This window comes from Bacillus sp. L75 (assembly GCF_003676355.1).
GTDB lineage: Bacteria > Bacillota > Bacilli > Bacillales > Bacillaceae > Bacillus > Bacillus velezensis.
This window is the reverse complement of the sequence record NZ_ML064910.1, coordinates 28428-53427: the sequence shown is the minus strand read 5'-3', so window position 1 is coordinate 53427 and position 25000 is coordinate 28428. Positions and strand designations below refer to the sequence as shown.

21 protein-coding genes are annotated in these 25000 nt (G+C 49.5%); 19 read left to right on the top strand and 2 right to left on the bottom strand.

Annotated elements, in window-relative coordinates; genetic code table 11:
• The first annotated feature begins 123 nt into the window (after nucleotides 1-123).
• The 14 genes from acoA (at nucleotide 124) to cyoE (ending at nucleotide 17300) form a co-directional block, all read left to right on the top strand.
• Nucleotides 124-1125 carry an acetoin:2,6-dichlorophenolindophenol oxidoreductase subunit alpha gene (gene acoA / locus D5S11_RS15265; protein ID WP_007408524.1) on the top strand — a complete coding sequence of 334 codons (1002 nt, stop codon included), beginning with the start codon at nucleotides 124-126 and terminating at the stop codon, nucleotides 1123-1125.
• Between the two features lies 1 nt (nucleotide 1126).
• Complete coding sequence (acoB, locus tag D5S11_RS15260; RefSeq protein WP_032867773.1) at nucleotides 1127-2155, top strand: acetoin:2,6-dichlorophenolindophenol oxidoreductase subunit beta; 1029 nt, start codon at nucleotides 1127-1129, stop codon at nucleotides 2153-2155.
• 14 nt (nucleotides 2156-2169) lie between these two features.
• Complete coding sequence (locus tag D5S11_RS15255) at nucleotides 2170-3363, top strand: dihydrolipoamide acetyltransferase family protein (protein WP_032867771.1); 1194 nt, start codon at nucleotides 2170-2172, stop codon at nucleotides 3361-3363.
• Between the two features lie 14 nt (nucleotides 3364-3377).
• Nucleotides 3378-4757 (top strand): dihydrolipoyl dehydrogenase, encoded by a 1380-nt coding sequence (gene lpdA, locus D5S11_RS15250; protein ID WP_020955512.1) that lies wholly within the window; start codon nucleotides 3378-3380, stop codon nucleotides 4755-4757.
• A gap of 106 nt (nucleotides 4758-4863) precedes the next feature.
• Nucleotides 4864-6672 carry a sigma-54-dependent Fis family transcriptional regulator gene (locus D5S11_RS15245; protein WP_020955513.1) on the top strand — a complete coding sequence of 603 codons (1809 nt, stop codon included), beginning with the start codon at nucleotides 4864-4866 and terminating at the stop codon, nucleotides 6670-6672.
• 65 nt (nucleotides 6673-6737) lie between these two features.
• On the top strand, nucleotides 6738-6920 hold the full coding sequence (locus D5S11_RS15240) for an H-type small acid-soluble spore protein (protein ID WP_003155535.1): 183 nt from the start codon (nucleotides 6738-6740) through the stop codon (nucleotides 6918-6920).
• A 170-nt stretch (nucleotides 6921-7090) separates the two neighbouring features.
• Nucleotides 7091-8440: a maltose-6'-phosphate glucosidase gene (glvA, locus tag D5S11_RS15235; protein ID WP_020955514.1), complete on the top strand. Its 1350-nt coding sequence runs from the start codon at nucleotides 7091-7093 to the stop codon at nucleotides 8438-8440.
• Between the two features lie 68 nt (nucleotides 8441-8508).
• A complete protein-coding gene (locus D5S11_RS15230) occupies nucleotides 8509-9270 on the top strand; it encodes a MurR/RpiR family transcriptional regulator (protein WP_007408530.1) in 762 nt (253 codons plus the stop codon).
• Between the two features lie 16 nt (nucleotides 9271-9286).
• A complete protein-coding gene (locus D5S11_RS15225) occupies nucleotides 9287-10873 on the top strand; it encodes an alpha-glucoside-specific PTS transporter subunit IIBC (RefSeq protein WP_108725092.1) in 1587 nt (528 codons plus the stop codon).
• 136 nt (nucleotides 10874-11009) lie between these two features.
• On the top strand, nucleotides 11010-12743 hold the full coding sequence (locus D5S11_RS15220) for an ABC transporter ATP-binding protein (protein WP_007408532.1): 1734 nt from the start codon (nucleotides 11010-11012) through the stop codon (nucleotides 12741-12743).
• Nucleotides 12724-14541: an ABC transporter ATP-binding protein gene (locus D5S11_RS15215; RefSeq protein WP_032867756.1), complete on the top strand. Its 1818-nt coding sequence runs from the start codon at nucleotides 12724-12726 to the stop codon at nucleotides 14539-14541. Before D5S11_RS15220 ends, D5S11_RS15215 begins: the two co-directional genes overlap by 20 nt.
• Nucleotides 14542-14708: 167 nt before the next feature.
• Nucleotides 14709-15113 carry a DoxX family oxidoreductase CatD gene (locus D5S11_RS15210; protein ID WP_032870707.1) on the top strand — a complete coding sequence of 135 codons (405 nt, stop codon included), beginning with the start codon at nucleotides 14709-14711 and terminating at the stop codon, nucleotides 15111-15113.
• Between the two features lie 16 nt (nucleotides 15114-15129).
• A complete protein-coding gene (gene catE, locus D5S11_RS15205; RefSeq protein ID WP_108725091.1) occupies nucleotides 15130-15987 on the top strand; it encodes a catechol 2,3-dioxygenase in 858 nt (285 codons plus the stop codon).
• Between the two features lie 365 nt (nucleotides 15988-16352).
• Nucleotides 16353-17300 carry a heme o synthase gene (gene cyoE / locus D5S11_RS15195; RefSeq protein ID WP_032867752.1) on the top strand — a complete coding sequence of 316 codons (948 nt, stop codon included), beginning with the start codon at nucleotides 16353-16355 and terminating at the stop codon, nucleotides 17298-17300.
• Nucleotides 17301-17337: 37 nt separating this feature from the next.
• Here cyoE and D5S11_RS15190 read toward each other — a convergent pair whose 3' ends face one another.
• A complete protein-coding gene (locus tag D5S11_RS15190) occupies nucleotides 17338-17889 on the bottom strand; it encodes a PadR family transcriptional regulator (protein WP_012117104.1) in 552 nt (183 codons plus the stop codon).
• Between the two features lie 232 nt (nucleotides 17890-18121).
• On the opposite strand from D5S11_RS15190, the gene D5S11_RS15185 reads away from it, so the two are divergent.
• The 5 genes from D5S11_RS15185 to bstA all read left to right on the top strand — a co-directional run bounded on the left by D5S11_RS15185 (nucleotide 18122) and on the right by bstA (nucleotide 23398).
• Nucleotides 18122-18724 carry an NAD(P)H-dependent oxidoreductase gene (locus D5S11_RS15185; RefSeq protein WP_015417051.1) on the top strand — a complete coding sequence of 201 codons (603 nt, stop codon included), beginning with the start codon at nucleotides 18122-18124 and terminating at the stop codon, nucleotides 18722-18724.
• Nucleotides 18715-19803 (top strand): acyltransferase family protein, encoded by a 1089-nt coding sequence (locus D5S11_RS15180; RefSeq protein WP_020955519.1) that lies wholly within the window; start codon nucleotides 18715-18717, stop codon nucleotides 19801-19803. The genes D5S11_RS15185 and D5S11_RS15180 overlap by 10 nt, the downstream gene beginning before the upstream one ends.
• Nucleotides 19804-20123: 320 nt before the next feature.
• Entirely contained in the window at nucleotides 20124-22535 is a 2412-nt protein-coding gene (locus D5S11_RS15175; protein WP_053104680.1) for a PEP/pyruvate-binding domain-containing protein, read from the top strand.
• Nucleotides 22536-22557: 22 nt separating this feature from the next.
• Entirely contained in the window at nucleotides 22558-22830 is a 273-nt protein-coding gene (locus tag D5S11_RS15170) for a ribonuclease inhibitor Barstar (RefSeq protein WP_007408543.1), read from the top strand.
• 25 nt (nucleotides 22831-22855) lie between these two features.
• Entirely contained in the window at nucleotides 22856-23398 is a 543-nt protein-coding gene (gene bstA / locus D5S11_RS15165; RefSeq protein WP_047935463.1) for a bacillithiol transferase BstA, read from the top strand.
• On the opposite strand, the gene D5S11_RS15160 is transcribed toward bstA, so the two are convergent.
• On the bottom strand, nucleotides 23358-24950 hold the full coding sequence (locus D5S11_RS15160) for an MFS transporter (protein WP_020955522.1): 1593 nt from the start codon (nucleotides 24948-24950) through the stop codon (nucleotides 23358-23360). The genes bstA and D5S11_RS15160 overlap by 41 nt on opposite strands.
• Between the last annotated feature and the right edge of the window lie 50 nt (nucleotides 24951-25000).

Sequence of the window (25000 nt, the reverse complement as noted above, 5' to 3'; positions counted from 1 at the left end):
ATGAGACACCTGTCTCAAACTGTCTCCATTGTAAAAATAAAAACATTCATTTTACGGGCTTCAAAGGCTGGCATGCTTCTTGCATTTATAAGTGTGAACCCTAAATAGAAGGAGGCGCACAAAATGGAATTGTTAAAACGAGAAGGCTTGTCATTAACTGAGGAAAAAGCGCTGTGGATGTACCAAAAGATGCTGGAAATCAGGGGCTTTGAAGACAAAGTGCATGAACTGTTCGCGCAAGGAGTGCTTCCCGGATTCGTCCATTTGTATGCCGGTGAAGAAGCGGTAGCTGCGGGGGTGTGCGCTCATTTAGATGATGGCGACAGCATTACAAGCACACACAGGGGACATGGCCATTGTATCGCCAAAGGCTGTGATCTGGACGGCATGATGGCGGAAATATTCGGAAAAGCGACCGGACTGTGTAAAGGCAAAGGCGGTTCTATGCACATTGCGGATCTTGATAAAGGCATGTTAGGCGCAAATGGAATCGTCGGGGGCGGATTCACGCTCGCATGCGGATCAGCGCTCACGGCTAAATATAAACAAACTAAAAATGTAAGCGTTTGCTTTTTTGGGGACGGAGCCAATAACCAAGGGACCTTCCATGAAGGGCTGAACTTAGCGGCAGTATGGAACCTTCCTGTCGTGTTCATCGCCGAAAACAACGGCTACGGCGAAGCCACGACATTTGAGTACGCATCAGCCTGTAATTCAATCGCCGATCGGGCGGCTGCCTACAACATGCCGGGGGTCACGGTGGACGGAAAAGATATTTTAGCAGTTTATCAGGCAGCCGGGGAAGCGATAGAAAGAGCAAGAAACGGCGGAGGCCCATCTTTGATTGAATGTATGACTTACAGAAACTACGGCCATTTCGAAGGGGATGCCCAAACTTATAAAACAAAGGATGAAAAGACTGAGCATCTTGAAGAAAAGGATGCCATTCAAGGCTTTAAAAACTATCTTCTAAAAGAAACAGATGCAAATAAACTGTCAGACATCGAACAGCGTGTCAGCGAATCGATTGAAAAAGCCGTCTCGTTCAGCGAAAAGAGTCCATATCCGAAAGAGTCTGAGCTGTTGACAGACGTCTACGTGTCATATGAAAAAGGGGGAATGTGAGATGGCGAGAGTCATAAGCATGTCGGACGCGCTCAATGAAGCAATGAAGCTTGCGATGAGAAAAGACGAAAATGTGCTTTTGATCGGTGAAGATGTCGCCGGGGGAGCGGCGGTCGATCACTTGCAAGATGATGAAGCATGGGGCGGTGTACTGGGGGTCACAAAGGGGCTCGTACAGGAATTCGGCAGAAGCAGGGTGCTGGACACACCAATTTCTGAGGCGGGCTACATGGGTGCGGCCATGGCTGCGGCATCCACGGGGCTGAGACCGATTGCGGAACTGATGTTTAACGATTTTATCGGAACGTGCTTTGACCAAGTGATCAACCAAGGGGCGAAATTCCGCTATATGTTCGGCGGTAAAGCGCAAGTGCCGATCACCGTCCGCACCACATACGGAGCCGGATTCCGGGCAGCCGCTCAGCATTCGCAGGCGCTGTATGGCCTGTTCACCAGCATCCCGGGTCTGAAGACGGTTGTGCCGTCCAATCCATATGACGCCAAAGGTTTGCTGCTTTCGGCAATAGAAGACAATGATCCGGTATTCTTTTTTGAAGATAAAACGTCCTACAACATGAAGGGCGAGGTGCCGGAAGATTATTATACAATTCCGCTCGGAAAAGCGGATATCAAACGCGAAGGCAGCGACATCACACTGTTTGCGGTCGGCAAGCAGGTCAATACTGCGCTTGAAGCGGCTGCGCAGCTTTCTGAGAAAGGCATCGACGCCGAGGTGCTTGATCCCCGGAGTCTGTCTCCTTTAGATGAGGAAGCGATTTTCACATCGTTAGAAAAAACAAACCGGCTGATCATCATTGACGAAGCCAATCCGCGCTGCAGCATCGCCACGGATATTGCTGCGATTGTCGCCGATAAGGGCTTTGATTTGCTTGATGCGCCGATTAAGCGGATTACAGCGCCGCATACACCAGTGCCGTTTTCGCCGGTGCTTGAAGATCAATATTTGCCGACACCAGACCAAATTGTCAGCGTCACGCTTGAATTGCTTGGCGAGCCGGCAATGAATTAAAGGAGGGATATAGAATGGCTGTAAAAGTAGTAATGCCGAAGCTGGGAATGGCGATGAAGAAAGGTGAAGTATCCGTCTGGAATAAAAAAGTCGGCGACCCGGTTGAAAAGGGAGAAAGCATCGCCAGCATCAACTCGGAAAAAATAGAAATGGAAATAGAAGCGCCTGAAAGCGGCACGCTTCTCCATATTAAAGTCAAAGAGGGAGAAGGAGTCCCGCCGGGAACGCCCATCTGTTATATCGGGGAAAACGGCGAAGAAGTGCGGGAGAAGGAGGCGCCGGCTCCTGAAAATGCAGGGAAACCGCAATCTGAACCTGAACATATTCCCGCTCCCAAAGCCGGGCAAAAGCGTAAACACCGCGTGAAAATATCTCCCGTTGCCCGAAAAATGGCGGAGAAAGCCGGGTTGAAAGTTGAAACGCTGAACGGGACGGGGCCCGGAGGCAGAATCGTAAAAGCTGACGTCATCAAGGCCATGAAGACGGAAGCTGAACCGCAGTCTTCGGTTCAGACGGCACAGCCGGAGGGAAAACCGGCTTCAGCGATGAGAAAAGTGATTGCAGACCGAATGCACAAAAGCCTGCAAAACAGCGCCCAGCTGACGCTGACGATGAAAGCGGACATTACGGAGCTTGTAAAATGGCAGGAGCAGCTCGCCGACAGCGCGAAAAAGCGGAGCGGTGTTAAACTGACGGTCACACATTTCGTATCCCGGGCCGCGGTGCTTGCGCTGAAACAGCATCCTGAGCTGAACAGCTCTTATCAAGAGGAGCGGATCATCACCTATCCATATGTCCACCTCGGGATGGCGGTTTCTCTTGAAAACGGTCTCGTCGTGCCGGTGATTCGGGATGCGGAAAAGCTTTCATTCCTTGAGCTTGCGGATCACATCAGCACATCGGCACGCCGGGCGCGGGAAGGCAATGCTTCCGGAGATGACCTGCACGGATCGACATTTTCTATTACAAATCTCGGGGGTTATGGAATTGAGCATTTCACCCCGATTCTTAATCCGCCTGAAGCCGGTATTCTCGGAGTAGGCGCAAGCTATGAAACGCCTGCGTTTAAAGGAGATGAACTTGTCAAAAGCACCATGCTGCCGCTGAGCCTTACCTTTGATCACAGAGTATGTGACGGCGCACCGGCTGCGGACTTCCTGAAAACGGTCAAAGCGCTGCTTGAAGAGCCGGCCGGATTGATTTTATAGAGAGGGTGAAGAGATTGACACTAGCCATTATCGGCGGCGGGCCTGCCGGATATGCAGCTGCCGTGACTGCCGCGCGGAGGGGAGAAGAAGTCGTTCTGATTGACAAAGGGCCGCTCGGAGGCACTTGTCTCAATGAGGGGTGCATCCCGACAAAGTCGCTTTTGGAAAGCGCGAATGTGCTCGATAAAATCAGGCATGCAGATACATTCGGCATCGAACTGCCGCAAAACATTACACTCAATTGGGCCCGCATGCAGGGGCGCAAACGGCAAATCGTCAGCCAGCTCGTGCAGGGAATTCAATACTTAATGAAAACAAATCAGATTAAAGTCATCAGCGGGACAGCTTCATTTCTCACAGAGCAGACATTGCTTGTTGAAGGAGAAGGAGGCGCAAAAGACATTCTGGAAGCGGATCGGATATTGATTGCATCCGGATCTGAACCGGCGGAGCTGCCGTTTGCCCCATTTGACGGCGATTGGGTGATCGACAGCAAAGACGCGCTTTCTTTACAGAAAATCCCTTCTTCTCTGCTTATTGTCGGGGGAGGTGTGATCGGCTGTGAATTTGCCTCTTTATTCAGCCGGTTTAAAACGAAAGTGACGGTGATTGAATCGGCTGACCGGCTGCTCCCGGCAGAAGACGGAGAAATCGCTGCCGTTTTCGAAGACTCTTTAAGAGACAGCGGGGCTGATATTCAGACGAAAGCCGCCCTTCAGCGGATTGACAAAGAAAGGAAAACCGCCGTGTGGACAAAAGACGGCAAAGAAATTGAGGCTCAGGCTGATCACGTTTTGGTTGCAATCGGCAGAAAGCCGCGTTTGCAAGGCCTGAATCTGGAGCAAGCCGGCATCCGGTATTCTCCGCGCGGTATTGAAGTCAATGACCATATGCAGACCAATGTGCCTCATATATATGCGTGCGGCGATGCGGCCGGAGGAATGCAGCTGGCGCATGCCGCCATTCATGAAGGAATCACAGCCGCCGCGCATGCCTCGGGAAAGGAAAGCAAAGTCAATATGCGGGCGGTGCCTCGCTGTATTTATACATCGCCGGAAATGGCCGCTGTCGGGCTGACGGAAACACAGGCGAGAGAGACATACGGAGATGTGAAAATCGGAGAATGCTCATTTTCTGCTAACGGAAAAGCGTTAATTAAACATCAGCATGGCGGCAAAATGAAAATCATTGCCGAACCGGAATTCGGAGAAATCGTCGGCGTGTCAATGATCGGGCCGGACGTGACGGAATTGATCGGTCAGGCGGTCATGATGATGAACGGTGAAATGACGGCGGATATGTCGGAGCACTTTATCGCGGCGCATCCGACTCTGTCAGAAACGCTTCAGGAAGCCCTGCTGAATGTCACCGGACTTGCGGTGCATTCCGTATAACCGGAATACCCTTTCTCAGATGAGAAGGGGTATTTTTCGTTGAAAGCGCTTTATTTTTCCCCTACAATATATGAAAAGATGGTCTGAACAGGGGGGAGCGAATACAATGAATGTCATTCGGAATGATTTTAAAACCTGGAAGCGCTTTGTGAAAGAAGGCGTGCTTGATGAATCCCGTATTCAGAAGCGGGTGGCCGCCTCATGGCACCGCTGCAAAAAAGCCGACGTCAACCCTTATCTCGAAAAGGGGCCGAATGTAATGCCGGCAGATCATTTAGAAAGGCAGGCCGAAAAGCATGCGTTATTTTTAGCGGCCTCAACGCCGTATGCAGAAAGAATGAAAACGGCGATGCGGGAAATGGAAATGATGGTTCTCCTGATTGATTCAGACGGCGTTGTCCATTCAGTTGACGGCCACCCGCGCACCATTCATGAAGCGAACCGCATCAATTTCTTAAAAGGCGCCCGCTGGACGGAAACGGCCGTCGGCACGAATGCGATCGGGACGGCTCTTTATACAAAAGAGCCGGTCATGATACACGGCTCTGAACATTATTCGCTCGCTTCTCATCAATGGAGCTGTTCCGCCGCGCCGATCCGTTATGAAGACGGGCGGCTGGCGGGTGTCATTGATATTTCCTGCCCCGCCGCCCGCGCTCAGCCGTTTATGCTCGGAATTGCCTCCTCCATCGCTTATACGGCGGAACGGGAGCTTGCCCTAAAGATCAAAATGACAGAACTTGACATGATCAGCAAGTTCGCCGGGCTTACCCGGTCTCACGATCCGATCGTGCTTTGCAATGAAATGAGCCGGGTTATCGCCGCAAGCCGTCCCGTTCAGCATTTTACCGGACATACGCTGCGCGAGCTTGAGGAACAGGGCTTTCACATCAAGCAGGCGAAGCGGGAGGAGAACGGCTACACATGCGTTTATTTATCCAAACGAGAAGAAAAGCCGTCTTTTATATTCCATGGTGCGGCAGGCAAAAGCCCGTCATCCCGACATATGCTTCAGCAGCTGGAGCTTGTCGCCCGAACGGACGCAACCGTTTGTCTTACGGGAGAAACCGGGACGGGAAAGGAGGTTGCCGCCCGGGCGATTCATAACAACAGTTCCAGGAAAAACGGCCCGTTTATCGCCGTCAATTGCGGAGCGGTCCCCGAAAAGCTGATTGAAAGCGAACTGTTCGGCTACTCGGAAGGCGCCTTCACCGGGGCCAAACGGAAAGGACATAACGGCGCTTTGCAAAAAGCCGATAAAGGCACGCTTTTCCTCGATGAAATCGGAGAAATATCACACTCCATGCAGGTCGCTCTGTTACGGGTGCTGCAGGAACGGAAAGTCACCCCGGTCGGCGGGACAAAAGAGATTCCCGTTGACATCAGAATCATCACTGCCACCCACACTGATCTGAGACAGCTTGTCGAATGCAAAAAGCTGAGAGAAGATTTATTTTACCGGCTTCACGTCTGTCCGATCCACCTCCCTCCATTAAGAGAACGCACCGAAGACATTCCCGGCCTCTTCCTTGAATTTCAGCGAAATCGCGGCTGGCGGGGGGAGCTTCCTGATGACTTTTTAGACCTATTAAAGAGCCGGAAATGGCCGGGGAATATCAGGGAATTGTTTAATGTATTTGAACGTCTTTCCGTCATGTTCCCGGACGGACGGCTGTCAGAACGCCCCATCGCAGCCCTGCTTGAAGCGTCAGGTCTTAAAGAGGCGGCCGAGTCTTATGAACAGGAAGAAGCGTCCCCTGTCTCCATCCGGGAGCACATTCAGAAAAACATCATCGTAAACGCCCTTGAATCAGCGAAGGGGAATGTCACGCTGGCCGCCAAAATGGCCGGAATCCCGCGGAGCACGTTTTACAAACGCCTCAAAAAATTCAAACTCACCACCGGACAATTGTAAGAAACAAGCATACTTCTCTTGGCTGCCGGACACGTTATGTGTGAGGCCTAAAGGAGGTTTGAGACGTGAATACACAGCGTGCGAAAGACATTTCGGAATCCGCCGCCATGGCGTATGTGACGTACGAAGGAGTTCCGATTTATATTCAGCATGTCAACGAAGACAAGGAAACAGCCAGAATTTTTCCGATCGGAAATCCGCAATTTGAGCAGGAAGTGCTGCTTTCTGATTTACAAGAGCATTTTTGAGAATGGGTCTGCTGATGACAGCAGGCCTTTTTCGTACCTGTGGGAACTTTCCCGCTTTTTGAGAAAAATAACTAAAAATGATTAAATGATCTAACTCCTCCAAACCCGGTACAGATCGGACCTTCTCATGATATAAATAAAATGTAAACGTTATCAGAGGAGGGCTTCACATGACAGACAAATCATTCTCAATCGTTATTGCAGGCGGCGGCAGCACATTTACCCCCGGAATTGTATTAATGCTTTTGAATCACCTGGAAGAGTTTCCGATCAGAAAGCTGAAACTTTATGACAATGATAAAGAAAGGCAGGAGCGGATTGCGGGTGCGTGTGAGGTATTTATAAAAGAAAAAGCGCCGAACATTGAATTTCTGGCGACTGATGACCCAGAGACGGCTTTTACGGATGTTGACTTCGTCATGGCGCATATCCGCGTCGGAAAATATGCGATGCGCGCGCTTGATGAACAAATCCCGCTGAAGTACGGCGTGGTCGGCCAGGAAACATGCGGGCCGGGCGGAATCGCATACGGCATGCGCTCTATCGGCGGTGTTCTGGAGATTCTTGATTATATGGAAACGTACTCGCCCGACGCATGGATGCTGAATTACTCCAATCCGGCGGCGATTGTGGCCGAAGCTACACGGCGCCTCAGACCGAATTCAAAAATATTGAACATCTGCGACATGCCGGTCGGAATTGAGGATCGCATGGCGAACATCCTCGGATTATCTTCACGGAAAGAAATGAACGTCCGTTACTACGGCTTGAACCACTTTGGCTGGTGGACGTCCATCACAGACCGGCATGGCAATGATTTAATGCCGAAGCTGAAAGAGCATGTCCGTGAATACGGCTACGTTCCGAAGACGGAGGCCGAACAGACTGAAGCAAGCTGGAATGACACATTCAAAAAAGCGCGCGACGTACAGGCGGCTGATCCGGATACGCTTCCGAACACATATCTGCAATATTACTTATTCCCGGATGATATGGTGAAAAAATCAAACCCGAACCATACGAGAGCCAACGAAGTCATGGAAGGGCGGGAAGCTTTCATTTTCAGCCAATGCGATATGATTACGCGCGAACAATCGTCGGAGAACAGTGAAATTAAAATTGATGATCATGCTTCCTATATCGTCGACCTTGCCCGGGCCATCGCTTACAACACAGGGGAGAGGATGCTGTTAATCGTTGAAAATAACGGCGCGATCGCAAACTTTGATCCGTCAGCCATGGTTGAGATTCCTTGTCTCGTAGGCTCAAACGGACCGGAACCGCTCTTAGTCGGGAACATACCGCAATTTCAAAAAGGCCTGATGGAACAGCAGGTGTCTGTTGAAAAACTGACGGCTGAAGCGTGGGAAGAGCGGTCATTTCAAAAGCTGTGGCAGGCGCTGATCCTGTCAAAAACAGTGCCGAACGCCCGTGTGGCAAGACTGATTCTTGAAGATCTGATGGAGGCTAACAAGGACTACTGGCCTGAGCTTGATGTAAGTCCGTCTCCTATTTCCTGATGACAATCTTCCCCGTTTTCTTTATCTGTTATTCTATATAATAGAAAGAAAACGGGGGGATTTTTGGGATGAGTCTTGAAGAACTGGTTAATCAGCATTACGCGAAATTAAATGACAACGATTTTTATATTTTAAAATATATATTGAATCATAAACATACGTGCTACCATCTCGGTATCAATGACATGGCGAAAGCCTGCAATGTCTCTCGGTCTTCCATCCTGCGGCTCGCCCAAAAACTGGGCTTCAGCGGCTACAGTGAATTCCGGGTTTTTCTGAAATGGGAGGATCAGCCTGAAGAGGGCGAGAATATGACGTTTGAAAAGCTGCTGGATGATATTGAAGCCAATGTAAAATACGTGAAGTCAAAAGATATGACGGAGATGTGCCGGCTGATAGATGAAGCAAAACGGATTTTCGTTTACGGATCGGGGACGGCTCAGAGGGTGTGCGCCCGTGAGCTGCAGCGGATGTTTGTATCCCGGCGGAAGTATCTGATTTTAATTCAGGACATCACAGAGTTTGATATCATGTGTGATGATTTTAAGGTTGATGACGTATTCATCATTATTTCTTTATCAGGCGAAACACCCGAATTAATTCCGCAGGTAAGGACCCTGTCCGCAAAGGGAGTTCCGTTTATTTCAATCACCAATCTGAAAAACAACGTACTGGCGCAAACGACGCCGTATAATCTTTATGCGACCAGCAAGCCGGTGACGTTAAGCGATAAAACGGAAATCGTCGCATTTGCCCCGTTTTTTCTGGTGGGCGAAGCGTTATTCCGCGCATATGTTGATTATAAAGAGCTCGAAAATTTTGATAAATAGCGGGAGGTCACGTGAAATGATGCAAAAAGTCCAGCGCTTCGGCAGCGCGATGTTTGTGCCTGTTTTATTATTTGCATTTTCCGGTATTATTGTCGGTCTGAGTACGCTGTTTAAAAATAAAACGCTGATGGGGCCGCTGGCTGATCCTGACGGGCTTTGGTATCAATGCTGGTACGTCATTGAACAGGGCGGCTGGACCGTCTTTAATCAAATGCCGCTCCTGTTTGCGATCGGCATACCTGTCGCCTTAGCGAAAAAAGCGCAGGCGCGGGCCTGTTTGGAAGCGCTTACAGTTTATCTGACATTCAATTACTTTATCAATGCGATTCTGACGGTTTGGGGCGGGGCTTTTCACGTCGATATGAATCAGGAAGCCGGCGGAACGAGCGGGCTGACGATGATCGCCGGCATCAAAACGCTTGATACGAATATTATCGGCGCCATCTTTATTTCATCTATTGTCGTGTATTTGCACAATCGTTATTTTGATAAAAAACTGCCGGATTTCCTGGGGATTTTTCAAGGATCTTCCTACATCGTTATCATTTCTTTCTTCATTATGATACCGATTTCACTTGCGGTGGCATACGTGTGGCCGATGGTTCAGTCCGGAATCGGCTCGCTGCAAAGTTTTCTCGTTTCTTCCGGGGCGATCGGCGTGTGGATTTACACGTTCCTGGAGCGGATTTTAATTCCGACCGGCCTGCATCATTTTATTTACTCGCCGTTTATTTACGGTCCGGCTGTGGCTGAAGGCGGTATCGTCACCTATTGGGCGCAGCATCTCGGGGAATACTCTCAAAGCGTCAAACCGCTGAAAGAATTGTTCCCGCAGGGGGGCTTCGCGCTTCACGGCAACTCGAAAATCTTCGGCATTCCGGGAATCGCGCTCGCTTTTTACGCCACGGCTTCAAAGGAAAAGAAAAAAATCGTCGCCGGCCTATTGATCCCGGTCACCTTGACGTCCATTGTCGCGGGAATTACAGAGCCGATTGAATTTACATTCCTTTTTATCTCTCCGTTTTTATTTGCGGTTCATGCTTTGCTTGCCGCTTCCATGGCAACCGTCATGTATATGGCCGGCGTCGTCGGAAATATGGGGGGCGGTTTGATCGAAGCTGCGACCTTGAACTGGATCCCGCTGGCGTCAAGCCACGGCTTGACGTATGTATACCAGATCATCATCGGGTTGTGTTTTACCGCTGTTTACTTTTTCGTCTTCCGTTTCCTCATTCTCAAATTCAACATCGCCACACCGGGCAGAGAAAAAGAGGAAGGGCAGGAAACAAAGCTCTATTCGAAAAAGGAGTTCAGAGAACGGAAGCGGGCTTCAAAAGAAACAGCGGCGGCAGACGAAACACAGCGGGATACAGCCGCTTTGTATATTGAAGCGCTGGGCGGAAAGGACAATATTACGGAGGTCACCAATTGCGCCACCCGTCTCCGCGTCACTGTCGCTGATGAATCAAAGGTCAAAAGTGACGCCGATTTCAGAGAGCTGGGAGCCCACGGGGTCGTCAGAAAAGGCAGGGCGCTTCAGGTCATTGTCGGATTAGGCGTTCCGCAAATGCGGGAGCGCATTGAACAGCAATTGGATCAATAAGGTCAAAACCTTCCCTCCCCGGGAAGGTTTTATCTTTTTCGCAGATTATTGAAAAAACGGCATACCAAATTTCTTTATTCATTTGCCGGAAAGGCATAAAATAATAATATTGAACAAAGGATTTGGAGGCTTACACATGTCAAAGGCTTTATCATATGTAAAACCGTATTCTCTTTTGGCGGGAATCGCTCTGTTTTTCATGCTCATCGAGCTTGCGGTAGAGCTGATACAGCCCCTGCTGATCGGGAAAATCATTGACGAAGGAATTTTAAAGCAGGATCTCGGTACGGTTTGGCTGTGGGGCGGCGTGATGATCGGACTGACCGCTGTTTCATTCGCATCGGGCATTTTAAATTCGTTCTACTCCGCCCACATCAGCCAGAGCTATGCGTATGATACGCGAAAAGGGCTTTTTCAAAAGATTCAATCCTTCTCCTATTCGACGTTTGCGCAATTCTCATCCACATCGTTTATCACCCGGCTGACAAACGATGTGACACAGGTCCAAAATATGCTTTTCATGAGTCTCCGGTTTATGCTTCGTGCGCCGTTAATGATCGCGGGGGGCATTATTCTCTCGCTGACCGTCAATGCGAAACTCGGGTTTTTTCTGCTGATCACGGTGCCGATTTTGCTTTTGTTTTTGCTGTGGGTGCTGAAAAGAGGCGGCGCGCTGTTTCGGTCTGTGCAAAAGCGGCTTGATCAGGTCAACACGATCATGCAGGAAAACCTGACGGCGATCAAACTGATTAAAGCGCTCCTCCGTGCAAACCACGAAGTGAAACGTTTTTTGAAATCGAATACGAAGCTGATGGAAAAAACGGTCTCCGCTTTTCGTCTCGTGGAAGCGGCGATGCCGATTTTAATGCTGCTGATGAACATTTGCATTTTGTTTATCTTATGGTTCGGCGCCAAAAGCATTGCTCAGGGCGGAGCGCAGGTCGGCGATGTCGTTTCCGTCATTAACTATGCGACGCGGATTACAGGCGCGCTGTCCGTCCTTCCTTTTCTCATCATGGTATTTTCCCGGGCGAAGGCTTCCGGAGAAAGAATCGGCGAGGTGCTGGAAACAGAAGGCGGCGAGGGAACGGGGCAGGACCCGGCACGGGCGCTTGCAGGCGGGATTGAGTTTCGCGAAGTGTCCTTCCGCTATCCGGGCATGGAAAAAGACGCGCTGCATCACGTGTCCTTTTCTGCCAGCCCGAAAGAAACGGTTGCCATTATGGGCGCGACAGGTTCAGGAAAATCAACGCTTTTTCAGCTGATTCCGCGCCTGTACACGGCTGATTCGGGCAGTATTTTCATAGACGGCAAACCGATCGGTGAATTCTCCGCTTGCGGGCTGCGCAGGGAAATCGGCTATGTTCCGCAGGAAGTGCTTCTGTTTTCGGGCACCATCCGTGAAAATATCGCCTGGGGGCGGGAGGATGCTTCACTAGATGAAGTAATGGAAGCGGCCCAAGACGCGCAAATCCATGACACGATTATGAAGCTGTCAAACGGATACGACACGGTGCTGGGACAGCGGGGCGTCAATTTGTCAGGCGGGCAGAAGCAGCGGATTTCCATCGCGCGCGCTTTTATCAGAAAGCCGTCCCTCCTGCTGTTAGATGACAGTACGAGCGCGCTTGATCTTCAAACGGAAGCGAAGCTTTTACAAGCGATCAGATCCTATGAATGCACGACACTGATTATTACGCAGAAAATAACGACTGCGATGAAGGCTGACACCATCTTATTGCTTGAAGACGGCGAACTGCTGGCCAAAGGCACGCACAAAGAGCTGATGGCACAGTCTCATCTGTACCGGCAGATTTATGAATCACAATTCGGAAAGGAGGGAGCTGACAATGCAAAAAGACATTCGTAAACCTTTCCGATATCCGAAAATACCGCTCAAATCAAATGAAGGCGGCAGAAAACGCGCGAAAGCAAAAGATACAAAAGGCACGCTGCGCAGAATCTGGTCTTATGTAGCCGAGAAAAAAGGGCTTTTAACCCTTGTGATCATCATGGTAGTCATAAGCGCCATATTCGGCCTGCTCGGACCGTTCGTCATCGGGAAAGCGATTGATCATTTTATCGTCGGACAGACGACAGACGGATTGGCGGGGGTGCTGTTCATCCTGTTTGGGATTTACCTCGTGCAATCATTGTCCTTATGGTTTCAAAACTATTGGATGATCAATATCTCGCAAAGCACCGTGTTTAAAATGCGGAGCGAGCTGTTTACCCATCTGCATGAGCTGCCGATTCCGTTTTTTGATAAACAGCGGCTCGGGGACTTAATGAGCCGGGTCACCAATGATATCGAAAATGTCAGCTCCACTTTAAATACATCCGTCATTCAAGTGCTGTCGAGCGTCATTACATTCGTCGGCACAATCTCCGTCATGCTGTACATGAGTCCGCTTTTAACATTGATCACGCTTTTGATTATTCCGATCATGCTTTTGAGCATTAAATGGATCACCAACCGGACGGGATTGCTGTTTAAGCAGCAGCAGAAAAACCTCGGCGAGCTGAACGGTTTTATTGAAGAGTCGATATCAGGGGCGAAGGTCATTAAAGCCTATTCGAGGGAAGACCGCGTCATGGAACAATTTTTAGAAAAAAACGCGGCGTTACAATCATCGGGGTTTTGGGCGCAGACAATTTCGGGATTCATTCCGAAAGTCATGAACTCTTTAAACAATTTAAGCTTTACGATTATAGCGGCGGTCGGCGGGCTGTTTGCGCTGAAGGGATGGATCTCGATCGGTTCCATCGTCGTATTCGCCGAATACTCGCGGCAGTTCACGCGCCCTTTAAATGATTTAGCCAATCAGTTCAATACGATGTTATCGGCCATCGCCGGGGCTGAACGGGTGTTTGACGTGCTTGATGAAAAAGAGGAGCGGGAAGATGAAGAGCATGCGCTGTACCAGCCGATCAAAACGGGAGAGATTGAATTCCGAGATGTCTCCTTCGGCTATCAGGAAGACAGCCCGATCTTAAAACACCTGTCCTTCAGCGTTCCGAAAGGACAGTCAATCGCCTTCGTCGGACCGACCGGAGCGGGTAAAACAACCGTTACGAGCCTGATCGCCCGTTTTTACGAGCCGAATAACGGAAAAATCCTCATTGACGGAACGGACATCAAAAAACTGACGAGATCCAGTCTGAGAAAAAACATGGGGTTTGTCCTGCAGGATTCCTTTCTCTTTCAGGGCACCATCAGGGAAAATATTCGTTACGGCCGTCTGGATGCATCTGATCAAGAGGTGGAGGCAGCCGCAAAAGCCGCCAATGCCCACGGATTCATCGAACGGCTCCCGAAAGGCTACGATACCGTTCTTACCCAAAACGGCGCGGGCATCAGCCAAGGACAAAAACAGCTCATTTCCATCGCGAGAGCTGTGCTGGCGGACCCGGTGCTGCTCATTTTGGATGAAGCGACGAGCAACATTGACACAGTGACCGAAGTGAAAATACAAGAAGCGCTCGGCCGTTTAATGACGGGCAGAACAAGCGTCATCATCGCTCACAGGCTGAACACAATTCAAAAAGCCGATCAGATTCTTGTGCTGAAAGACGGCGAAATGGCTGAAAAAGGAACCCATGCCGAACTTCTAAGCCAGAACGGGTTTTACCGGGAATTATATGAAAGCCAGTTCCGGGAATCATAGATAGGGAAAAAGACCTCCGACAGAGTGCGGAGGTCTTTTTTTAGCGAAGGCAAATAGTACTTTTAAGTTATTTTCGTTAAATGTAACAAAATTACTTGACGTAAATAAGTTATGTATATATACTAGCTTACATAAAGTAAGTGATAATAATTTTCAAGGAGGATTTTATGAATAAATCATTCGAAACAGGAACACTGCTTTTAAGGGTTGTAACAGGTATTATCTTTTTTGTTCACGGTTTATCCAAGTTTCAAGGGTTGGAAGGAACTGCGCAATTTTTCCAGAGCATCGGGCTTCCGGCCTTTATGGTCTATGTCATCGCGACGATTGAGCTTGTCGGCGGGGTTCTGATCTTTTTCGGTTTGGCAACGCGCATTATCGGCGTTCTGTTTGCCGTCACATTAGTCGGCGCCATCTTCACGGCGAAGCTTTCCTCACCATTTATGGGCGGATCGGAATTTGATTTCATCTTACTGGTTGCGTCAATTCATTTAGCGCTTTCAGGAAGCCGTCTGCTTTCATTGGATCAGCTCCTTTTCAAATCAAAAAAGGGAGAAACTTTTTCAGCATAAGAAAGAAGGCGTTCAAATGATCGGCATTCATCAAGATACGGCAATCGGTTATGTCAAATTGACCATTAAAAATATGGAACGCTCGCTCGGCTTTTACCGGAATGTCATCGGCCTTCAAGTCATCTCGCAGACAGATCGTTCTGCAAGACTGTCAGCAGACGGAAAACGCGTCCTGCTGGTGCTTGAAGAAAATCCAAGCGCCGTCGTTCTGCCGGAGCGGTCTGTCACCGGCCTTTACCATTTCGCGATACTTCTGCCTGACCGGAAAGAACTAGGCATCGCATTGGCCAGGCTGATTGAAAACGGCATCGCGCTCGGTCAGGGGGATCACGCGGTCAGTGAGGCTCTTTACCTGTCTGATCCGGACGGCAACGGTATTGAAATATACGCCGATCGTCCCCGCAGCACGTGGCGCCGGGATGCAGAGGGCAATTATGTCATGCAAACGGCGCCCGTCGATGTGGACGGGCTTTTGGAAGAAGCCGGAGCTGAACGGAAAAGCCGTCTCCCAGAAGGAACTGTTATCGGCCACATCCATCTTCATGTGACGGACTTACAGGAAGCCAAAGCGTTTTACACCGATATTCTCGGTTTTGATATTGTCGGCAATTACGCGGGCATGTCCGCTCTGTTTGTTTCAGCGGGAGGGTATCACCATCACATCGGTCTGAATATATGGGCCGGAAAACATGCGCCGCCGAAACCGGGAAATGCAAGCGGGCTGGATTATTACACCATCGCGCTGCCGCATCAAAAAGAGCTGTCACGTGTGACAAAAGCGCTGACCGATGCCGGCTTTGAGATCGAAGAAAAAGAAGAGGGCGTATTCGTCAAAGACCCTGTATCAGGGGCGGATATCGCATTTACACTGTAAGAAACAAACCTTGCCGTCTAACCGGCAAGGTTTTTTATTTTTCTGAAGTTTTCTTGAAAAGGCTCGGGAAAGAAGAACGTCGATTTGCAATATACACACGGCTTTTGAGTGACTGAAGAGAGCGAACATCTCAGTGAGGCGCAAAAATGACGCGTGGAGCCGCCATCGCCGGCCCGAGCTCAGGGCATCCGCCGGATTGAAAAAGCTGTATGGGCAGAATTTGAATAGAAAAAGGCAAAAGCCGCATCCGGTCACAAGATGCGGCTTTTCATATACAATTTACAATTGTGTGAAAAATGTCCAAAATAAATTGTGCTTCCTGATTCTTCCTGATATGATAAGCCGAAAAAGGAGAACCTGAACAAATGAACTCAAATGCAGCACAGACGGAACAGCCGATGAAGCATAACGGAAACCGGATGACGGTCAAGGACTTTATCATTCTTGCCAAACCGGGGATTATCATCTCAAATTCACTCGCCGCATTGGGCGGATTTTGGATCGCATGGATTCAGTCAGAAAGGACGGGCGGAGGGCCCGGTATATTTGCCGCCATGGCGGTTGCCATGATCGGAACGGCGTTGGTCATGGCATCAAGCACTGTTTTTAATAACTTCTTTGACCGCGGCATGGACGCAAAGATGGCACGAACCCGCACCCGCGCAAGCGTCACGGGAAAAATACCGCCGCCGGTCATGATCCTGTACGGCACATGTCTCGGCGCCTGCGGATTCATCATGCTTGCTTCACTTAATGTACTGACCGCCGTTCTTGGCCTGCTTGCCTTTTTGCTGTATGCCGTCGTGTATACGCTTTGGTTTAAAAGACAATCCGTCTGGAGCACATTTGTCGGCAGCTTTCCCGGGGCGGCTCCGCCTTTAATCGGTTATTGCGCGCTGGCCGGGTACATTGATATGCCCGCGATTTTGTTATTCGCGATTATGTTTTTGTGGCAGCCGCCGCATTTCTGGGCGATCGGAATCAGGCGAAAGGAAGAGTATCGTGCCGCCGGCATTCCGCTTTTGCCGATTTTAAAAGGCAACCGCGCCACAAAAATAAAAATGCTGCGCTATATTGCCGTTCTGACTGCGGTTTCGCTGCTCGTTCCTCTTTATATAGACGTCAGCCCGTTTTATACCGCGTCCGCTCTCCTGCTCGGGGCCATCTGGCTGTACCGGAGCGTCAAAGGCTTTCAGGCGGCGGATGACACGCAATGGTCGAAGGGGATGTTTTTTTATTCGATTGTGTATTTCAGTCTGCTTTTTCTTATTTTAATGGCTGATTCGTTTATCAATGCGGTTCTCAGAACGTAAACAGGCGGCTTGCAGATACAGAGCCGCCCCGTTTTGTTTATGCTTTTTTGATGAGAGCCAAAATATCTTCAAGCCAGGAAATATAATTCCGTTCCCGCTCAAGCGCTTTTGTCAGCACGAGATAATGGCCGAAATCAGGAGAAGAAAAAGAATCCGCCTCCGCGGACGATGTCATCAGTTCTTGATAACTGTTTTCCAGATCGGACAATTTCTCCTTCCGCTTTACGAGCTGGTCGGTGAATAGCTCATCCGCTTCTTCCTGTGTCAACGCTGAGATGAAATAAGCCTTCAGCATAAATTCATCCTTCACCGTTTCCGGAATCGGGTCTTTTTTCGTCAGCCAGGCAGCAAGCTCCAGCTCTCCTTTGTCAGTCAGCGTGTACATTTTTTTCTCAAGCTTTGTTCCTTGAATCGCAGTGCGAAACGTAATAAATCCCTCAGCCGTCAGTTTTTTTAATTCCGGATAAATCTGGCTGTGCTTTGCGCTCCAAAACTGGCCGAGCTCTTCCTTAAAATAGCTCGATATATCATATCCGCTCAATTCGCCTTTTCGCAAAAGCCCTAAAATCGCGTACTTTAAAATTCTCATGTTGTCCTCCAAGCCATTCATTTGACAGCTAGTATACCATACGGCCGCTCAAAAACGCAGAAGTGCCGGATGCTTGTCATTGAATCTGCGGCGGCAAAATCAGCGAAAATATGCAGAAAGGGGTTATCGAAACGGCAGCAGAACTGGAAAAAGCCTTTCTCATGTCTTTGCCTCATTCATATGACAACATGATATAATCATTGTAAAAATTAAGAAATAATGGGAGGGACATATGAAGACGGTGATTGTGTATGCAAACCCGGATGAGAACAGTTTCAATGCGGCTCTCGTAAAATACGTCGTCATGGCTTTAAAGGACAGCGGCCAAAGCTATACGGTCATTGACTTATACGCCGACCAATTTGATCCCGTGCTGAAGTACGGCGGCGAAAAAAAGCGCTCTGACATGAACCGGGACGCTGAAACGAAGAAATACCGGAAACTGATGAAAGAAGCGGATCATCTCATTTTCATCTACCCGCTGTGGTGGGGAGGCGTTCCGGCGATTATGAAAGGCTTTTTTGACAGAGTGCTTGTCGCCGGAGAAGCCTACACATATGAAAAAGGCCGCGTAAAAGGACTGCTCCGGGCAGAGACGGCACAGGTCTTTTATACGGCGGATTCCCCGGGCTGGTACTTAAAGTGGTTCCGGAAAAACTCGGACTGGATTACGCTGAAAAAAGGCATTCTGCAATTTTGCGGCATTCAAAAAGCCGAGCGGAACCTTTTTTCTGTCGTCAAAACGAGCACACCCGAGCTACGGGAAAAATGGCTGCGCCAAGCATACGCTAAAGTCCGGCGCGCTTGTGAAAAAGGAGCGGCCGCATGCAGATAAAAGAAATTTTTGTGATTCGCTGCCTGTCCTGTTTAAGTGTGGTTCTGCTTCACGTAGTTTCAATGGTGCTGATGATTCAGGAAGAGTCCTTAGCCAGTGCCGCCCATACGGTTGATGCTTTTCGGACCCTGTTGATGTTCAGCACGCCGGCGTTTATCTTTATTTCGGAATTTCTGCTTGCCAGGTCATACCCGGGAGGCGTTCCCGCGGGTTTTTTAAAGAAAAGGGGCAAAGTCATTTTCGTGCCGTTTCTGTTTATTGCCGCGGTGGATGCCATTTTAATGAAAAGCGTGGCGGAAGAAGGAGCCGGCTTCGTTTCAGTGATCGGTAAATTTTTAGAGAATGTGTTTTTAGGAAACTTCATCGGCTACTTCATTCTTGTGATCTTTCAATTTTACATTCTCCATATGCTGCTGCACCGCTGGCTGAACAACACATCTCCCATGTGGGTGCTGTCTGTTTCGTTTATCATCAACGCCGTCTATCTGGCTTACTTTTCCATCTTTCATCCGCCGGCATCATCGGGGCTTGATTCTATTTTTCCGTTCTTTTGGGTTCCGTTCCCGGGCTGGGTGTTTTATTTCTGTCTGGCATTTTATTGCGGAAAGGAATATCCGCGTTTTTTATCGCTCATCAATCAGTACCGTTATGCGGTTTACTTCAGTGCGGCCGTATCGGCAATATTGATTGTGGCCGTTTCATATATCAGCGGCGGCTCCATTTCCTCTAAGCGTCCGGATATTATGATTTACGCGGTCAGTATGATCTTTCTGTGTTTTCATCTGTTTTCAAAGCTCAAAAAAGTGCCCGCGATTGTGATGATGATCAGCAACTATTCGTTTTCAATCTATCTGCTGCACTCCTACTTTTTAATCAGCGGATATCTTCTGGAAGGCTATTTGCGATCAATGCCTTTGCCGGCTGCCATCCTTCTTTTATTTTTGATCTGCACGCTCGGTCCCATTTTCTTATCTTGGGTGTGCAACCATTTCAGATACGGATACCTGTTTGTCGGGAAAGTGTATCAGCCGAAGCAGACCAAAAGAAATACGGCGGCGCATCAAGGCCGCACAGTCTGAAAAAAAGGCGGCGTTTCGGCCGCCTTTTTGATACGGAAGTTGACATAACCTGCAAACGAAACCCCCCGCGGCAAGCCGGAAGCGAATGCCAGGCAAGCAGTATCGGGCAGCCTATCTCTAATTTTAATAGCGCTTTCACTGTAAGGCTGAAGACCCCGCTGCGGCCGTTTTGACGGATGCATTTATGACAACATAACGCCATCGATTTTCTCCCTTGTGAAGACCGATATATTGTATACTTATAGGAAATACTTTCAAAAAAAGTGAAAAAGAGAAAAACTGTGAGCTTGGATGAACGACTAAAAAGGAGCGGGGACATTATGAATGACTGTGTCAAAACATTCGGAGAACTTCCGGACGAACTTTATTCCTTTGCGGGAGGAAAAGGAAGCATTCTCTCTAAAATGTATCAAAGCGGGTATCCTGTGCCTGAAGGGTTTGTGATTTTGCCGTCTGCCTTTCAGGACGGACAGCTGCGCCATCAGGCGAGAGAGGCTATTGATCAATATGTGAAATCCATCCGCAGCCGCCATGCATCTGCGTTGTTTGCCGTACGCTCATCCGCGCTGAGCGAGGATTCAGCTCAGGCTTCCTTTGCCGGAGAATTCGATACGGTGTTGAATGTCAAAACAGATCAAGACATGTCCAGGGCGATTGATGAAGTCCGCCGATCGGCACAGTCAGAAAGGGTAAAAGCGTACAGCGCCGTTCAGGGAATGGAAGATGAGCATGAAATCGCAATCGTCATCCAGCTGATGATACCGTCTGAGATATCCGGAGTGCTGTTTACCGCAGATCCGATTACGGGGAGCAGGCGGGAGATGACAGGCAATTACGTCTACGGTCTCGGGGAGCAGCTCGTTTCCGGGGAAGCCGATGCCTATTCTTTTAAACTGGCACGGCCCAAGAAAAAATATGACGGCCCCGGGGAATTTCGCAAATATGCGTCAAAGCTCTATAAACTGGCGAAAAAGCTGGAAAAAGATCTTGGAGGGCCGCAGGATATTGAATGGGCCGCCGCGGGCGGGACATTGTATATTCTTCAATCCCGCCCGATTACGACCTTACAGGCCGGAAATCTGGAAACCTATGAATGGAATGATTCTTTCAGCGGTGATTTTTTATGGACAAACACAAATATAGGAGAAGCGATTCCCGATGTGATGACGCCGCTGACATGGTCGCTCCTCCGGAATCTGGATGAAGAGTCGGGCATCATTCCGGGCTATTATGTCTGGTCCGGCAATATTTGCGGAAGAGCCTATAACAATATGAGCCAGCCTCTTTCCGTTCTCGCCGCTTTCGGTCTGAATCCGAAAGGCGGAAAAATAGGAAAAATGATGAGCGATACATTGGGAGAAATCCCGGCGGAAATGAAGATTCCTTTATATCCGTTCTCAAAGTATGAACTTTTGAAGATCATCTCGAAAAAACTGAAACCGTATCTGTCGAAAATGAAGCTCGCGAAAAAAAACATGTCCTCCTACTTGGACGAATCGCCGGAGTGGTGCCGGAATATTGAGGAAAAGCTGAAACGGGCCGAAACGGAGCGGGCATTATTAGCGATATGGAACAATGAGATCTATCCGTATTTATGCAACGCGTGGTTTGCGTTAATATCCGGCGGGCGTGATTCTGCGCAATCCTCTTCGTCGTTAACCTCTCAATTAACAAAACTCGCAGGGATAGAAGATGCGAATCTCCTGCTGTCCAATCTGAGGGGAAAAGGCGGACTGGCCAGCCTGGAGCCGATTATCGGCATTGATCAAGTCATGAAAGGCCGTATGAGCGAGGAAGAATATCTCAGGAACCAAGGCCACCGTGGCCCGCATGAATACGAACTTTCCATACCGCATCCGGGAGAAAACCGGGATTGGCTGACGAAGCAGATCAAAGAACACAAGGAGTCGGGTATTGATGCCGAACAACTGCTTTTGAAACAGCAGCGGGCGCATGAACAGGCCTTCCGAAGATTTGAAGAAAAGTTTCCTCATAAGGTCAAATGGCTCAAAGCCAAAATGGAAAAAGCGTCAGAATACGCGAATATTAGAGAGACAACCAGATCCGAATTTGTCAGGGTGTACCGGACAGCCAGAGCATTCGCGCTCAGAGCGGCGGAAATGACCGGCATGAAGGACGATATTTTCTTCTTGTATCTGCATGAAATAACCGATCTGCTCGCGGGGAAAGAGCCGGCGGTTGCGTCAATTCAAGCGAGAAAGCAAAACTATGAAACCTATAAAAAACTGCCGCCGTTCCCATCCGTTATTAACGGAAGGTTCAATCCGTTTAAATGGGCTGAAGATCCTGACAGAAGAGCGGATTATTACGATGCTTTTATGCCGGCGGAAACTGATGATGCGCATACTTTAAAAGGTTTCGCGGGAGCGGCCGGGAGAGTGGAGGGCATTGTCCGTGTCCTTGATGCTCCGGAAGACGGGGATTCTTTTGCGGCGGGGGAAATTTTAGTGACTTCGACAACCAATGTAGGCTGGACCCCGCTTTTTCCAAGAGCGGCTGCTATCATAACGGACGTCGGCGCCCCTTTGTCCCACGCGGCGATCGTTGCCCGGGAACTGGGAATTCCTGCCGTTGTCGGGTGCGGAAATGCAACGTCAAAACTGAAAACGGGGGACAGGGTGGCCGTTGACGGCGGGCAAGGCATTGTCCAGCTGGAACCGCGGCAGACTCCGGTCACTTCTGAAGAGGAAAATGGTAAACTGATAGAATAAAAACATGGGAAAGGAGCCGCGCATGAATAAAGCAGTTATTAACGGGGAGCAAATCAGAAGTATGAGCGACCTGCACCAGACATTGAAAAAGGAACTTGCCCTTCCCGAATACTACGGTGAAAACCTTGACGCTTTATGGGATTGTCTGACCGGCTGGGTGGAATACCCCCTCGTTTTAGAATGGAGACAGTTTGAACAAAGCAAGCAGCTTACAGAAAATGGCGCCGAGAGTGTGCTTCAGGTCTTTCGTGAAGCGAAAGCGGAAGGCTGCGACATCACCATCATACTTTCATAATACGATCAACGGGAGAGAGACAAAAATGGAAAAACAAATCCTCAGCTATCCGATTGGAGAGTATCAGCCGGCTGAATCGATTTCGGCCGGACAGAAACAAGAATGGATCAATACGCTCGAACACGCTCCGGCCAAACTGAAACAAGCTGTCAGAGCGATGTCGGACAGTCAGCTTGATACGCCGTACCGCGAAGGGGGATGGACTGTCCGCCAAGTGGTTCACCATCTGGCGGACAGCCACATGAACGGCTATACCCGGTTTAAATTGAGCTTAACGGAGAATGAACCGGAAATCCGTCCTTATGATGAAAAAGGCTGGGCCGATCTTCATGATTCCAAAACCGCCGCTTGCGGGGATGCGCTTGAGCTGTTAACGATCCTGCACAGAAGATGGGCCGCTCTTTTGCGCTCCATGACGGAAGCCCAATTCAAACGGACATACTTCCATCCTGTATCTAAAGAGACGGTTACGCTGGAACAAGCGCTCGGACTATATGTCTGGCACTCTGAACATCACATCGCTCATATTACTGAGCTTTCCCGGAGGATGGGCTGGCATCTGTCTTAGAGGGTGCCGGCTTTCGGAAAAACGCCAAAACAGCCGCAGATACAATCGTGCATAATGAAATGACGGCGGCTGCCGTATAAAGATGGTGGTAGCCGCTGGCAATGCCCGCTTCAATCGCATCAGAAACCGCTTTTTTGACAGCGGGAACGGGGATTCGGCTCACTTGCTCCTGCAACGAAGAAAGTCCGCCGCCGATATCCGGCGTTTGCGCCTGATCAGCGGGAATGCCGCTTTTCGCTAAACGGTTTTTGATGTCATCTCCGATCCGGTCAAAGCCCGCTGTAATGAAGCCGGCATATAAAGCCGGAGCGAGCGTCAGCCCGACCTGCCTTACGAGTGACAGCGTGCCGAGCGCTGTTCCTTTGTTTTGGCCCGCCGTTTCTGATACAAGCACATTCAGCGGAGCCCCGAGCAGAAATCCGAAACCGATCCCCGCAATGACACTCGCTGTGACAAATTCCCATTTATCCGTCACCCATAACGGAAACAGGCTGAAGCCTGCAAATGCGATGGCGCCTGATACAACCGCGGAAAAGACCGGACCTTTTTTATCCGTGATCGCCCCGCCGAGCCACGCTCCGATGCCTGACGCCAACGCGAGCGGCGTCATCCAATAACCCGCTTTCTCCGCCGATACGTGCAAATATTGCTCCGCATAAGAAGGAATAAAAATGACCGCAGCGAGCAGCCCTCCCGATAAAAATCCGATGACGAGCGTCCATTGAAACACTTTATTTTGCAGCAGCGAGTAGGCGAGAATCGGATCGCCCCCTCGGTTTTCAACCCGCTTTTCGACCTTAAGCAGCACCAGAAAGAGAAGTGCAGCTCCCAAAAGATACCCGTATACCTTTACGTCCATTATGCTTTCTGACAGCTTCGCCCCATCGAGATTCGTGATACCGATCATACAAGATAAGATCGCAAGAGACAGCAGCATTGTGCCGGTGAGGTCAAGCCGTTTCGCCTCAGGCTCTTTCGTTTCAGCGATAAACAAACCGCCGCACACAACCAAAGCGGCGGCAATCGGCAGGTTAATCAAGAACAGCCAATGCCACGACCCGGTTACATCAAGCAAAAAGCTCCCGATATTCGGTCCGAGGACGGCCGCCATACCGTTCATCGCCCCTAAAAGCCCGAGAGCTTTCCCTTGTTTCTCCTTCGGAAGCACGGCCAGCACATGCGAACTCCCGATAATAAAAATTCCGCCGCCGCCAAGCGCCTGAATGAGCCGTGCCGCCAAAAACATGGGGAAGCTCTGACTGAGTGCGACAAGCAAAGAGCCGAGTCCGAACAGCCCGACTTCAATCATAAACAGCTTTTTCCGCCCGTATCGGTCCGACAGCTTGCCGACAATCGGCACACTGACACTGAGTCCCAATGTGTAAAGGGTCACTCCCCACGATCCCCATGAAGGAGAAACATCAAAAGAGCCGTTAATCGTCGTCAGAGCAGCGGAAATAATTCCGTTGTCCAGCGCCGCCATGAACACACCGATCGTAAAGAGAGTGATGGCCCGGCTCTGGTTTTTTTCTGTTTGCAATGGCTTCGGCATACTGATCAATCCTCCTGTTTTTAATTCACTTCGAATATATTATTCACTTC

Coding starts and splice junctions, on each gene's coding strand:
- acoA (WP_007408524.1), top strand. CDS start 124: ATGGAATTGTTAAAACGAGAAGGCTTGTCATTAACTGAGGAAAAAGCG.
- acoB (WP_032867773.1), top strand. CDS start 1,127: ATGGCGAGAGTCATAAGCATGTCGGACGCGCTCAATGAAGCAATGAAG.
- D5S11_RS15255 (WP_032867771.1), top strand. CDS start 2,170: ATGGCTGTAAAAGTAGTAATGCCGAAGCTGGGAATGGCGATGAAGAAA.
- D5S11_RS15245 (WP_020955513.1), top strand. CDS start 4,864: ATGAATGTCATTCGGAATGATTTTAAAACCTGGAAGCGCTTTGTGAAA.
- glvA (WP_020955514.1), top strand. CDS start 7,091: ATGACAGACAAATCATTCTCAATCGTTATTGCAGGCGGCGGCAGCACA.
- D5S11_RS15230 (WP_007408530.1), top strand. CDS start 8,509: ATGAGTCTTGAAGAACTGGTTAATCAGCATTACGCGAAATTAAATGAC.
- D5S11_RS15225 (WP_108725092.1), top strand. CDS start 9,287: ATGATGCAAAAAGTCCAGCGCTTCGGCAGCGCGATGTTTGTGCCTGTT.
- D5S11_RS15220 (WP_007408532.1), top strand. CDS start 11,010: ATGTCAAAGGCTTTATCATATGTAAAACCGTATTCTCTTTTGGCGGGA.
- D5S11_RS15215 (WP_032867756.1), top strand. CDS start 12,724: ATGCAAAAAGACATTCGTAAACCTTTCCGATATCCGAAAATACCGCTC.
- D5S11_RS15210 (WP_032870707.1), top strand. CDS start 14,709: ATGAATAAATCATTCGAAACAGGAACACTGCTTTTAAGGGTTGTAACA.
- catE (WP_108725091.1), top strand. CDS start 15,130: ATGATCGGCATTCATCAAGATACGGCAATCGGTTATGTCAAATTGACC.
- cyoE (WP_032867752.1), top strand. CDS start 16,353: ATGAACTCAAATGCAGCACAGACGGAACAGCCGATGAAGCATAACGGA.
- D5S11_RS15190 (WP_012117104.1), bottom strand. CDS start 17,889: ATGAGAATTTTAAAGTACGCGATTTTAGGGCTTTTGCGAAAAGGCGAA.
- D5S11_RS15185 (WP_015417051.1), top strand. CDS start 18,122: ATGAAGACGGTGATTGTGTATGCAAACCCGGATGAGAACAGTTTCAAT.
- D5S11_RS15180 (WP_020955519.1), top strand. CDS start 18,715: ATGCAGATAAAAGAAATTTTTGTGATTCGCTGCCTGTCCTGTTTAAGT.
- D5S11_RS15175 (WP_053104680.1), top strand. CDS start 20,124: ATGAATGACTGTGTCAAAACATTCGGAGAACTTCCGGACGAACTTTAT.
- D5S11_RS15170 (WP_007408543.1), top strand. CDS start 22,558: ATGAATAAAGCAGTTATTAACGGGGAGCAAATCAGAAGTATGAGCGAC.
- bstA (WP_047935463.1), top strand. CDS start 22,856: ATGGAAAAACAAATCCTCAGCTATCCGATTGGAGAGTATCAGCCGGCT.
- D5S11_RS15160 (WP_020955522.1), bottom strand. CDS start 24,950: ATGCCGAAGCCATTGCAAACAGAAAAAAACCAGAGCCGGGCCATCACT.